The organism is Dyadobacter jejuensis, assembly GCF_003149085.1.
Classification (GTDB): domain Bacteria; phylum Bacteroidota; class Bacteroidia; order Cytophagales; family Spirosomataceae; genus Dyadobacter; species Dyadobacter jejuensis.
This window is the reverse complement of the sequence record NZ_QGDT01000001.1, coordinates 943,103-955,938: the sequence shown is the minus strand read 5'-3', so window position 1 is coordinate 955,938 and position 12,836 is coordinate 943,103. Positions and strand designations below refer to the sequence as shown.

At 47.4% G+C, this 12,836-nt stretch carries 8 protein-coding genes; 2 read left to right on the top strand and 6 right to left on the bottom strand.

Going from position 1 to position 12,836, the window contains the following annotated elements:
- Window positions 1-30: 30 nt before the first annotated feature.
- From CLV98_RS03895 to nirB, 6 genes are all read right to left on the bottom strand, one after another.
- A complete protein-coding gene (locus CLV98_RS03895; RefSeq protein ID WP_229203191.1) occupies window positions 31-1,515 on the bottom strand; it encodes a RagB/SusD family nutrient uptake outer membrane protein in 1,485 nt (494 codons plus the stop codon).
- A gap of 15 nt (window positions 1,516-1,530) precedes the next feature.
- Complete coding sequence (locus CLV98_RS03890) at window positions 1,531-4,905, bottom strand: SusC/RagA family TonB-linked outer membrane protein (RefSeq protein WP_109672919.1); 3,375 nt, start codon at window positions 4,903-4,905, stop codon at window positions 1,531-1,533.
- Between the two features lie 212 nt (window positions 4,906-5,117).
- On the bottom strand, window positions 5,118-5,792 hold the full coding sequence (locus CLV98_RS03880; protein WP_109673070.1) for a response regulator transcription factor: 675 nt from the start codon (window positions 5,790-5,792) through the stop codon (window positions 5,118-5,120).
- Between the two features lie 69 nt (window positions 5,793-5,861).
- Window positions 5,862-7,274, bottom strand: a complete 1,413-nt coding sequence (locus CLV98_RS03875) for an ATP-binding protein (RefSeq protein ID WP_109672916.1) — start codon at window positions 7,272-7,274, stop codon at window positions 5,862-5,864.
- Window positions 7,275-7,352: 78 nt separating this feature from the next.
- The gene (nirD, locus tag CLV98_RS03870) at window positions 7,353-7,700 is read right to left on the bottom strand and encodes a nitrite reductase small subunit NirD (RefSeq protein ID WP_109672914.1); all 348 of its coding nucleotides are present in this window, start codon (window positions 7,698-7,700) and stop codon (window positions 7,353-7,355) included.
- 150 nt (window positions 7,701-7,850) lie between these two features.
- Window positions 7,851-10,364, bottom strand: a complete 2,514-nt coding sequence (nirB, locus tag CLV98_RS03865) for a nitrite reductase large subunit NirB (RefSeq protein ID WP_109672912.1) — start codon at window positions 10,362-10,364, stop codon at window positions 7,851-7,853.
- Between the two features lie 274 nt (window positions 10,365-10,638).
- Here nirB and cobA point away from each other — a divergent pair, with 274 nt between their 5' ends.
- Window positions 10,639-11,397, top strand: coding sequence for a uroporphyrinogen-III C-methyltransferase (gene cobA, locus CLV98_RS03860; protein WP_109672911.1), 759 nt, complete (start codon window positions 10,639-10,641; stop codon window positions 11,395-11,397).
- Between the two features lie 81 nt (window positions 11,398-11,478).
- A complete protein-coding gene (locus CLV98_RS03855) occupies window positions 11,479-12,822 on the top strand; it encodes an alginate export family protein (protein ID WP_211319964.1) in 1,344 nt (447 codons plus the stop codon).
- The last annotated feature ends 14 nt before the right edge of the window (window positions 12,823-12,836 follow it).

Below are 12,836 nucleotides of genomic sequence, written 5' to 3'. Positions count from 1 at the left end.
AATCCTATTTTTGAATAATGTATAAAGTCTCTAGCGTTCGTTTTGGGCAATCCCCGACTGAACCACCGATTGCGGCAGTTGCAATTGTCGGCGGGGATCGTCGGCGTCGACGGTGATCACCTGCCCATCCCGAGTGGTATGCTCCACCGGGATGCCATACCGGAGCATATCGAACCAGCGCATTCCTTCCTGCACAAACTCCACCCGACGAAGGTCTAGAATGGCGTATAGCAGACCTAAAAGATTGTTTTGAGTGGAATTGCTAAGGCCATAGTAGCTCCTTACCTTGGTTAAGGATACGTTATGTGTTGTAGCACTATAGCTCCGAAGTCTCTTACTCATATACATATTGATATCGGCCAAGGCGGCGGTAGTATTATTGAGGTACAGATAAGCCTCTGCTCTATTGAACAATACCTCTTCGGCGGTAAACAGGGGTACCATTACATACACGGCTCCTATTTCGGCGTTGACCGATTGCTTGACGAAATATTCTGAAAGCTTGGGAATAAGCAAGTTCCCATCTCCTTGGGTATAGAGCGGAAAGGCCCAAGCCGGGTTGGTACCCGTCAGCCCATTAATGGCCGAAATCTCGTTCCATTTGGCGTTGGTAAGGCCATAGCGGTAGCGCGCCACAAACCGACCATAAATAGAATTTGTCTCCGTTAAAAGTAAGTTTGCATTTTCGCTGGCCTTGGCATACCGGTTGTATAAGGCTTCGGGACTCAAAGAAAAGTATTCGGTGTTCCAGGGGCGAAGATTGGACCCAATGTCTCCAGACGGAAACACTGCGTTAGCATATTGAACCACCTTGGCGTATTCGCCCTTTACCAGGTAAAACCTACTGGCAAAGGCATTGGCAGCGGCAATATTAAAATGGTACTTGGGAACCGAGTAAGCATAATCCTTGATTAGGGGCAGTCCTTCTAACAGGTCCTTTTCTATCATTTCATACACATATGCCACGGTTTTCCGGTCATATTGCTTGTTAACCACCTCTTCGGGTTCGGTAACATAGGGGATTCCGATATCAGTACTGGCAGTTTCAGGATTATAGAATTTGGAATAAAAACTCACCAGCATAAAATGGGCATAGGCTCGGGCTACCAAGGCTTCGCCTTTTTGAATGCTAAAAAGTTCTGGCTGCTCGCTATTATTACAAATTTGTAGGGCTAGGTTAGCCGCTGCTATAGCTTTATAGGCCATGGCCCAGTACATATCTGGGGAATCTTCTTTGTCTACGGAGGCGTTGACAACCTCAAAAAGGTAAGATCCTCTGTTGACCCGGTCGTCTTCACCAACTCCCTTATCACCAGCATTGTCGCTCATGGCTTCGCTAAAGGCCACATAGCTCCCTTGTGGATAGGCCGTGGCTAGCAATTGCGACACCTGATCGGGGGTATCTAGGCTCGCCCGGGTGCTATCGGGCTCTGTAGCCAAAAAATCATTACAGCCCCATAAGAACAATATTGTCAATACGGGAATCGGGTATAATCGGTATCTCTTCAGTTTCATAACCAATATCATATATTACAAGGTAAACTTGATAGCCACTGTAAATTGCTTTTGAATGGGCTGTGCCACTCCACCAGCATTAAAGAACTCAGGATCCTGGCCTTTGAGTTTTTTATCGGAGTAAATCAGCCAGGGATTAATCGCCGACACTTGGATAGAAGCGGCCTTCATCCCGAAGCGCTGAATGGCCGACAAGGGTAGCTTATAGGCCAAAGAGACCGACTTCAGGCGAACAAAATCCCCTTTAGCCACTCTTTCACTGGAGTAGTTGTACGTGGTATAAGGATAAATACCCGCCAAGAATTGATTTCTCAACAGATCAGAAATAGCTGGTATGGTGGTGGTTAGCTCATCCCCAGGTTGTTCCCAGCGGTCGTTAAACTCCTTGGGCATGGCATCGAGGTCACTATAGGCACTCCTAGAGTTTGTCCCTGGCTTGTAAAGGGCATTGAGTCTGATTTTATTGCCATACTGGCCGGTAACGAATACCGTCGCCGTAAAGTCCTTATAAATCAAACTGGTATTGAGGCCACCCGTCAATGGAGGGTCTACCGGCCCTTCATATTTCAGATAAGCGATATTCTGATCTTGAAGATACACATCCGAACTCACTTCGCCATTCTCATTCAGAAAGGTAGGAACCCCATTACTGGGATTTAAACCTTTAAATTGTACTGAATACAATCCCCTAACAGGGCGTCCCTCAATATTGGACCCTTCCGCCTGAACCATTTCGAAAATATTGGGCTCATTGTCTACATGGGTAATGAGCGTATGCGAGTAGCCTGCCGTGAGGCGTGTTTTCATAGACCAATCTTTGGTTCTAAAAAGGACTGCATCGAGGCTCAAATCAATCCCTTTGGATTCCATATCGGCATAGTTAGCAATCTTAAAGGTTTGTCCCCCAATACCCGAAGTACGGATTTGATCGATAAGATCGAAGCTCTTGCGTTGATAAAGGTCCAAACTCATATTGAATCGATTGGCTAAGAAACCTACGTCAATGCCGACGTTGGCACTATAAAGCTTCTCCCAGGTCAGCTCTAGATTGGCCAATGATTCTAGGTTTATGGCCGACTCTTTCTCATCGAGGAAGGGTCTGTTGGTGATCAAGCTTTTAAGCAATATGGCCGAATTGGTGGCCGGCCCGGTACTAGCGGTGAGCCCATAGCTCCCCCGTAGCTTGGCATAGCTGATCCACGGCAGGTTCTTGACAAACTCTTCGCGGTCTAGGTTCCAGGACCCTGCCACCGTCCAGGTAGGGAGCCAACGACCAATGGCCGATTTTCCAAACCGGTTAGACCCATCATACCGGCTATAGGCCGTAAAGTTATATTTTTCGTCGAAGGTATAGCCTACGCTGGCATAAAAGGCCGCAAAGCGATCGTAGGTCTGCTCCATTCCATAATACTGAAAATTACTTTCAATAGTCTGTTTCAATATCCGATAGTCGACATAAGGGACACCCCCTTGGTCGTACTGATAACCATAGCCCGTAAAATTGGTATTCTTCCGATCGGTATACTTAATTTCTTGCCCTATTAAAGCATTGAAGGAGTGCTTATCGGCAAACACGTTGTCGTAACGTAGGTTGTTTCTGACGTTGTAAAAGGTAAGTTCATCGGAATTGGTATTATAAAAACCACCCCGAGGCAATACTACAATCGGATAGGCATCAGGGTCGTCGGGATCGCTGTACAAGAATTTGTTCTTGCTGGCAATGGTCGAATTCCCTGCGGCCCGATAGGCTTCAGCCATATTAGAATTTTCCCTGATCTGATGCTCTTGTCCCGTTTTAATATATCTTAAGGCCCCTATAAAGTCGTAGGTAATGTGAGGGGTAATTTTATAATTAAGATCCCCCTGCAAGCGTATATCGACCAGGTTAATGTCGATTGTATTGTTTTTCAACTCGTTAATAATATTAAAAGGGGCATAGTTTCTTCTAAAATATTCAAGATTGCCGTCTTGGTCATAGGCCGTTAGGGTGCGACTGGTATTCAAGGCATAATTGAATGGGTTGATATCGAAATCCCTGCTCTGAGTTCCCTCCACCGGATTGCTCTGGCGCGACAAGGAGCCTGGAGCCTTCTGTTTCCGTACCGATGAGAGCGTAGAAAAGCCTAAAGAAAGCTTGTCAGAAATTTTATAATTATTCCTAAAATTGAGCGTATATCTGCTCACTTTGTCGGCGATGGTCCATCCGTTATCATTTAAAAAACTAGTAGAGAAATACGATCGTGACCGATCCGAACCAAAGGAAATACTAAGGGAATGTTCCTGTAAAAAGTTGTTTCTAAATAACAGGTCGTACCAGTTGGTATTGGCTCTAGCGAAGCCCAGCAGGTAATCTCGCTTGGCCGCCTCGGTATTGGGGATCCCAAAGGAGCCATCGTCGGTCCCATTGAGCAAGCTATAATACTTACCATATACCCCATAGTCGGAGTTATCCAAGATATTAGAGTTCAAATATCCCTTCCTCTCCAACTCCCCCAAGACCGACATCTGCTCGGCCGAGTTCATAATATTAAAATTGCGGTATGAGGGTTTGAGCTGGGTACTAAAGTTACCCGAATAACTAATTTCAGGCTTTCCGGCCTTACCCTGCTTGGTGGTGATCACGATCACCCCATTCATGGCTCTTGCCCCATAAAGTGCTGCGGCGGCGGCATCTTTCAAAATATCAAAGGTCTCAATATCATTAGGGTTCAGTCCGGCTACCGACGAGCCCAGCAAAGTGGTAGGGTCTCCGCTAGAAAGCTGTTCATTAGAAATATTGACGATATCCTCAAGCACTACGCCATCGACCACCCATAATGGTTTGTTATCCCCATTTAAGGAGGTAGCGCCTCTGATTCGAACTTTAGGCGCAGCTCCAAAAGTCCCCGACACGTTTTGAACCGACACCCCAGCGGCACGCCCTTCAAGCATTCTGCTGACATCGGGAAGGCCATCTATTCGAACATCGTCGGATTTGAGCGTTACGGCCGAACCTGTGAATTTATCCTTATCGATTTGTTGAAATCCAGTAATTACCACATCCTGCAGTCCGACGGCATCTTCCTTTAATACCACCGTCAGATTCCTACTGGCACCTATTTCCTGGCTAACAAAACCGATCATGGAGATGATTAGCGTGGCGCCTTCCTCCACATTTTTTAGGACAAACACCCCATTTTCATCCGTAACTGTGCCGAGTTTGGTACCTTTTACCTGAACGGTGGAGCCAATCAAGGCCTCCCCAGAAATGGTCTGCACCTTACCACGAACATCAATAGGGGCGGCGTGAACAGGCGTACTGATGAACAGACCTACTAGCAACAGCACATACACGGGCAGCATGGCCCTGAATGGTTTACAAGAACCAGGAATACAGTAATAATCCTTCATATAAACGAGTAAAAGTATATAGGCGATACGATGTTGATGATTAGGGTAATCAAATTCAAGAATACACAATATCAAAATAAAAATGGAAAAATCAATCGCCAAAGCTGGAAATTGGTAGATTTAATATTACAATTTTCCACTAAACGGAATTATTCTGAATCAGCATTGGCTTTTTTACCAATTATTTTTCTGTTCCATGCCCCTTCAACATCCTAGGGCCTGTCTTGCAATGCCAAACTAATAAGCTCAGCCGTATTTTTCACCTCTGCCTTTTTAATAATGCTCGCCCTTTGATTGGCCACGGTATTGGCACTGATGTCGAAGCGCTGCGCAATGTCTTTGCTACTGAGGCCTTCAATGAGACATTCGAGGATCTGTCGCTCTCTGCTGGTGATTTTATCCCATACCGATGCACCAGACTCGTGCCCCCCTGCCACAGGTTCTCGAGGCGACTTGACCATAGGGGTCTTAACCAAATTTTGGATAATGACCGACGACACGTTTGGAGGATAGTACAGCTCACCAGTGGATACTGCCCGCACGGCCGATAAAATTTCGGCTCTGCTGGTGTCCTTTTGAAGATAGCCCGCGGCACCGTTATGAACCGCCGCCAGGATATAGTCCACCTGGTTGTGCATGCTAAAAACCAAAACTTTTACTGAAGGAAAAGCAGGCATCACCTTTTTTATCACCTCTATTCCAGACATTTTTGGCATGGTAAGGTCCAGCAAGACGACATCGGGCCGACACGACCTTATGGCCTCTTCGACCTCTACCCCATCTGCTGCCTCTCCCACAATTTCAATGTCGGCCTCATCTTCCAAAAGAGTGATAATTCCCTGACGCACCACGGAGTGGTCATCGACGATTAACAGACGAATAGCCATAGTAAATGTAGGTGATATAGGTTTAAACCTTCGAAAATAAGGTTTTACCAGCATTCTGTACCATTATCCTTATATATTTATAATAATGGTTAGTTTACTACCAGTGCCCGCGACGGATTCTATCTCAAATTGTCCGTTTAATAAATGCGTTCGCGTACGCATATTTTCAAGACCATTATGCCCTAAACCATAGGCCTGGGCCTGCTGCACCTGATCCGTATTAAAGCCACATCCGTTGTCGGCAATGCTAAGGATCACCTTCCCTTCTTCCTTACGCAACAGGACCCATGCTTGAGTGGCATGGGCGTGTCTGACGGCATTATTTAGGGCCTCCTGTGCAATACGGTACAGCCCTATAGCCGCTTGCTTGGTGAGCTCAATTCTCTCCACTTCTCCTTCATAATGGATAGGAATTCCCGAAGAATCGGTCAATTGTTGGGTCAACACTTTTAATGCCGAGCCTATGCCAAAATCGTGGAGGGACGAGGGCATCAGATTAAAAGACACCTGCCGGGTGGTCTGAATGGTCTCCTGGATAAGGCCTACTAGCTTTTCGACCCTGCTGAGGCGCTGCGCTTCGTCGGCGGGTATAGTCCCGAGGCGTTCAGCGTGCAGCTTTAGCCCTGTGAGCATCTGTCCTATTCCGTCATGAAGCTCCAGAGCAAACCTTTTCCTCTCCTCCTCCTGCCCCTCTATCAAAGCGGCAGCGCGTATTCTTTGTTCCGCCAACTTCAGCTGATATTTTTCCTCCTGCGCTTCATCCAGCTCCTTTTGAGCTCTCCTGAGTTCATCATTAGCAGCATGTAATTTTTGATTGGACCTATGCAGCTTTTCTTCCGATTCCGACAGCATCCGTACTACCCGCCTGGTCGTATTGACCACCGGCCTAAAAATCAAAAGACCTTCAGCAAACAACACCATGATGGTCATCAGGTCGAGTATCCACTCTATCCGTTCCAAGTTCTTGAGGCGGGCATAACTTTCTTGGTCAAATTGAAAAACGATCTCATCCATCCGTTTTAAGTATTCGGACTCGTAAGTCAGTATCGCCTCCAGGGCTGCCACATCCCCTCCTTCCACTATTTTACTAAAATTGGTATATAGTATTTCATAAGTTGGCCCCAGCTCCTTAAACATCCGATCCAGGGTATCGCTCTTCCAAGTGACCGTCTCCCCATTCACCAGCAACTTCTTATTCAACAACTGCTGATGGCTATCATTCCAGAGTTCTAATAAGGAATCGAGCGCCATCGCATCGGAAGTTGGCCGGCCATCCTGCCGCAGAATGGCCAGCTTAGTGAGGCGTTGACTTAACATCCGTTGACGACCCGCCACATTGACAATCCTACCGTCATGATTGAGACTGCTGATGGTTTTACGAATAAGAAACAACCCGCTAATCGTCAAAAAGGCAATGACAAAAAGGGCGACAATATAGAATCGCGTAAGACTCTCGGCAACACTTTTATCTAATTTTTGCATACATGAACTTCAAATAAGCCAGCGCTAGGAGCCTCGGAGCGGATGAACAGGGTATCGTCAATTTTCCTAACCTAGCACTCAAAGGCCAATATACACCTTATCTTCCCTTATATGAACAGGAAAGGTGTCGATTCTGCAGTTCTCATCGTTGAGCCCTTGCCCCGTCCTAAGCGAAAACGTTTTTTTATGAAAGGGACAAGCAACCTTGGGTTCTTCATTTTCGCAACCCGTCATGCCCCTGGCCAGTGCCATCTGTTGCCGATGCGGGCACTGGTTGTCGGTGGCATACCATTCGCCCCTACGGGCCAGATTGAAGATGGCGATCTGCCGGCCTTGTATGTAGGCACAGGCTCCCCCTTCGGCCGGCACATCTTCGACCGTACAGGCCAAGTGCCAGTTAATAGGCTCATTTGAAACATGGTTCATCGTTTATGTATTTTGGAGTGAAAAAATATTTATTGAATAACAGCATTTATCACGACTAGTGGGTAGAGCTGTCAGCAGGCTACGGTCCAATTGTCGCTAGTGAAAATAAACCCATCCTATCGCCGCTGATACGGCCTCATGAGTTAACCGTTATGCCCAATCCTTGACTTTAATTTGACCTCTCATTTCTTCAAAAATTATGGAAGGATCCTTCTCTGGAACATTCACAAAATGCGTAAAACGTTTCCTTAGGCTAGGATTCTCCACTACTTCTTTCCATTCGCAGTGGAAGGCGTCCACGAGTCGTTGCATTTCCTCTTCCCATTGTGTGCCCATTTCCAGTAGGTCATCTACCACTACGGCCCTTAAATATTCCATCCCCCCTTCCATTTTATTGAGCCAGGTAGCGGTCCGGGTCAGAGGGTCGGCGGTCAGGATGTAGAACATCAAAAACCGGTCGATCAAACGAAGGCAGGTCTGCTTGTCGACGTCCGAAGCCAGCAGTTGAGCGTGTTGAGGCTTGGAGCCCCCATTTCCACATACATAAAGATTCCAGCCTTTTTCGGTGGCGATGATACCGAAATCCTTACTTTGGGCCTCTGCGCATTCCCGAACACAGCCCGATACCGCCGATTTTAATTTATGTGGAGATCGCAGCCCTTTATAGCGCTCCTCCACTTCTATGGCAAATGAAACCGAATCCTGCACGCCAAACCTACACCAAGTTGATCCCACACAGCTCTTGACCGTGCGGAGGGATTTCCCGTAGGCATGGCCACTTTCAAATCCTGCCCCAATCAGTTCTTCCCAGATATGGGGAAGATCTCCTACGTGGGCACCGAACATATCGATCCGTTGCCCTCCGGTAATCTTGGTATAAAGCCCATATTTTTGAGCCACCTGCCCTATGACGATCAATTTTTCGGGGGTTATCTCTCCCCCCGGAATACGCGGCACTACCGAGTAGCTCCCTCCTTTTTGTATATTGGCCAGAAATCGGTCGTTAGAATCTTGGATCGTCGCCCGGTCGCTGGTGAGTATGTTTTCATTCCATAAACTCGCCAAAAGCGATCCGACCAGGGGTTTACAGACCTCACAGCCATGGCCCTTGCCAAAGAGATCGATGGTAGCTCCAAAAGTTTTTATCTGATTCATTTTGATAAGGTCCAGCAGCTCCTGACGGGAATGCTCAAAATGCTCACACACCACATTTCTGACATAAACCCCTTGCTGCTTAAGCACCCCCTGAATCAGGTCCTTTACCATCGGCACGCAGCCTCCACAACCCGTTCCAGCTTTACAGCTTTTCTTCAGAGCGTCAACAGAGGTACATCCCTGTTGTACTTGTTCACAGATCATTCCCTTGGTAACGGCTTCACAAGAACAAATCAGGGCATCGGCAGGGAGGCTCATTACCCCTCCACCTGGCTCTTCTCCTCCCCTACTTCCTAGGATGAGATCTTCCGGATCGGGCGGAAGAATACTCTTATTCTTTGTGGTTTGAAGCAACATATTGTATTGACTGGCATCCCCTACCAATATCCCTCCCAAAAGGGTACTTCCATCGCTCGAAATGTTGACCCGTTTATAAACCCCTTTGGCCTTGTTTTCATAGCGCACCGTTTTACACTCGGGCTCTGCCAAGAAAGGATCTCCAAAACTGGCCACATCGGTGCCTATCAGCTTTAGCTTCGTCGACATATCATAAGGCTGAAAGGTCTTCTTACCTCCGGCCAATTGTGTAGCGACTACTTCGGCCATTTCGTACCCGGGAGCTATTAATCCATAGATCATCTGGTGGACTAGGGCACATTCCCCAATGGCGAATATGGCCGGATCGGAAGTTTGTAGGGAATCATTTACCACAATCCCCCCCCGAGGGTGGGTCTGCAGGCCAGCCAGTTTGGCGAGTTCGTCACGGGGGCGAATACCTGCCGATATCACCAACATATCGATGTCCAAATGCGTACCATCGCCAAACTGCATCCCAGCTATGGCCGTACTCCCCGTGATGGCCTTGGTAGCTTTCGACAAATGAATTTGTAGGCCTAAGGACTCTAACTGGGTCTTTAATATATCGGACCCGGCCTCATCTATTTGCCGGGGCATCAAGCGAGGTGCGAACTCCACCACATGGGCCTCTTGCAAGCCCAGATCCAATAGGGCCTTGGCGGCTTCCAACCCAAGCAAACCCCCACCCAGCACCGCTCCCTTCCGAGCGTTTTTAGCATGATGTTGGATCAGCTCCAAATCTTCGATGGTACGATAAACGAATACACCCTCTTTTTCAACCCCTGGAATAGGCGGAACAAAGGCCCCCGACCCCGTCGAAAGAATCAAATAGTCATAAGGAACTATCAATCCATGGTGAGAACGTACCGTCTTGGCTTCTCTATCGATGGCCACTACAGGGTCGGAGAGGTAAAGCGTTATTCCCTGTTCCTGGTACCATTCCATGGGAGCGAGGGTAAGGTCTTCTGCCGACTTGCCCTCGAAGTAAGCACTCAAGTGTACCCTATCGTAGGCTACACGAGGCTCCTCTCCAAAAACGGCGATGGAATATTCTCCCTTATTTTTCTGCTTCGCCATTAATTTTTCGCAGAATTTGTAGCCAACCATCCCATTGCCTACCACTACGATGCGCTTGTTTAAATTCGTATTCATAGTTGTTTTATACTATTTGATTTATAAAATCGTGATTAATAATTGCACTTTACCAACAAAATAGTCATTTTGACCTATATTTCTTCACCTCAAATTTAGATGGCAGTTTCAATATTTCCTAATTTTTTATTCTTCCATAGTTAATTTTTAATGCATATTTTTCTGCAAATGTATTGTTTTAACAAATTTTGCTATTAATTTTGACCAAACAATCAATATAGTTACTTTATACTATATATAGTACATTTCACAGATCACACCAAACCCAAACGCTATGACCCCGCAACTCACTCTGATCGGAGCCGGCCCTGGAAGCGAAGAGCTAATCACCTTAGCAGGCATAAAAGCCTTACAGCAGGCCGACGTGGTACTCTATGATGAATTAGCCTGTCAAGGGCTTCTTCAACACACTCCCGAGGGGAGTCTAAGAATGTATGTAGGAAAAAAGGCGGGGCAGGCTCGATTCACCCAGACTGAGATCAACGCATTGATTGTTCATCTGGCACGCAAACGGGGACATGTGGTACGCCTTAAAGGTGGAGATCCGTTCGTATTTGGCAGAGGCCATGAAGAAATCCTCTACGCCCAACAATACGGAATTATTTGCCATACGATACCGGGTGTATCCAGCTGCATAGCGGTGCCCGAAGCCGTTGGCATCCCGGTAACCAGGAGAGGGTACAGCCAAAGTTTTTGGGTCATCACGGGTACCACCCAGGCTGGGGAGCTATCGGAAGACCTGCACTTGGCTGCCCAGTCGCAAGCGACGGTAGTGGTACTCATGGGATTAAATAAACTAAAAGAAATCACTGCCATCTTTCAAAAACACGGAAAAGGGAATCTCCCAGTGGCAGCCATTCAGGAGGGCACCAAGCCCAATCAAAAGCTAGCCATCGGACAGGTATGGGAGATAGAACGGCTCGTGGAGGAGAAAGCCTTGAAGGCACCAGCGCTATTGGTATTTGGAGAGGTGGTGCGTTTACAACCCGACTACTTACTTCGACAGCTGCAAGAGGCGGCGCTTATTCCTTAACCCATTCAATCCATTGAGCCCAGCTATCGGCGCACTATTATATTCTACTTTTTTTCTTTCACTCCCAATTACCAGGACGTTATGAAAATTTTTATCCATTTATTTCTCTTAATGCTATTTTTCTTAGCGGGGCCACCGGTAAAGGCCCAGCTGAGCCTCGAAGGGCAATTGCGCACCAGAACCGAAGTACTTCATGGACAAGGGGCGCCTCTTCCCAAAGGAAGCCCTGCGGCCTTTTTCACCTCACAACGCACCCGCCTCAATGTTGGCTATAGCCAAAACCGACTGACCCTAAAAACCGTTGTGCAAGATGTGCGGATATGGGGACAAGATGCCTCTACCAACAACCGCATAAGCCCTGGCACGAACAACGGACTGATGTTGCACGAAGCATGGGCTGAAATAGACCTGCTCGACAGTAGCCACACCCAACAAGGAAAGGCCATAAAACTAAAGATAGGCCGACAGGAGCTGCTATACGACGACAGCCGGTTGTTAGGAAATCTCGATTGGCTCCAGCAGGGCCGTCGGCACGATGCCGCCATCCTCAAATTCCAAATCCCTAATCTCTCCCTGCATATCGGGGCTGCGTATAACCAGAATCGTGAGTCCAAATCGGGCACCCTATACGATGGAGTTCCGGTGGGTTACCCGGCCGGCACCAACGGCATAGGCACTATGTATAAATCCATGCAATACGCCTATATCAATAAAAAAACCGGCAGAGGCAACCTATCCTTTTTATTCTTCAAAGACGATTTTCAAAAATACTCCCTCAGCGAAACTGGGGTAAAAATAGGAGAAAATGGCACCTGGAAAAGGATCACTCTTGGGCCTTATCTTCATACTAAAGTGGGTAAGGTATGGGATATTCAGGCAAGCGCCTATCTGCAGACAGGGCAGGACCCGGCAGGCAGGAATATCGCCGCTTACATGTACACCCTAAAGGCCACGGCCCAGCTCAACGAATCTGTAAGCCTTGGCCCGGGCTTCGACCTAAGCTCAGGAGGTACTGGAAGCAAAAACAAAAGCTTTGATCCCCTCTACGGAACCCCACATAAGTTCTGGGGACAGATGGACTACTACTACACCGCCAGCAGTTTTGGCCAAGGAGGCCTGGCCGATCTATACCTTCATAGCCACCTAAAACTCAGCAATAAGCTTAACCTACAAGCCAGCCTGCACCACTTCAGCAGCGCTAGCGCCTTGAGCACCGAGGATGGAAACCCTGCCTCGCGGAATTTGGGTAGCGAAGTGGACCTGATCGCCCAGTATAACCTCAGCCCAACCATAGGCTTTCAGGCAGGCTACAGCCATTATTTTTCTACCAATAGTTTAGCAAGATTAAAGGGAATCACTAATGCCCAGAAACAGGCAGACTGGGCCTATTTGATGATCAATATTCAGCCGAATTTCCTTCGCTAATATAAAAAAGACAA

Excerpts from the sequence above, each read along its gene's own strand:
- CLV98_RS03890 (WP_109672919.1), bottom strand. The coding sequence starts at position 4,905 with ATGAAGGATTATTACTGTATTCCTGGTTCTTGTAAACCATTCAGGGCC.
- CLV98_RS03880 (WP_109673070.1), bottom strand. The coding sequence starts at position 5,792 with ATGGCTATTCGTCTGTTAATCGTCGATGACCACTCCGTGGTGCGTCAG.
- nirD (WP_109672914.1), bottom strand. The coding sequence starts at position 7,700 with ATGAACCATGTTTCAAATGAGCCTATTAACTGGCACTTGGCCTGTACG.
- CLV98_RS03895 (WP_229203191.1), bottom strand. The coding sequence starts at position 1,515 with ATGAAACTGAAGAGATACCGATTATACCCGATTCCCGTATTGACAATA.
- CLV98_RS03855 (WP_211319964.1), top strand. The coding sequence starts at position 11,479 with ATGAAAATTTTTATCCATTTATTTCTCTTAATGCTATTTTTCTTAGCG.
- nirB (WP_109672912.1), bottom strand. The coding sequence starts at position 10,364 with ATGAATACGAATTTAAACAAGCGCATCGTAGTGGTAGGCAATGGGATG.
- cobA (WP_109672911.1), top strand. The coding sequence starts at position 10,639 with ATGACCCCGCAACTCACTCTGATCGGAGCCGGCCCTGGAAGCGAAGAG.
- CLV98_RS03875 (WP_109672916.1), bottom strand. The coding sequence starts at position 7,274 with ATGCAAAAATTAGATAAAAGTGTTGCCGAGAGTCTTACGCGATTCTAT.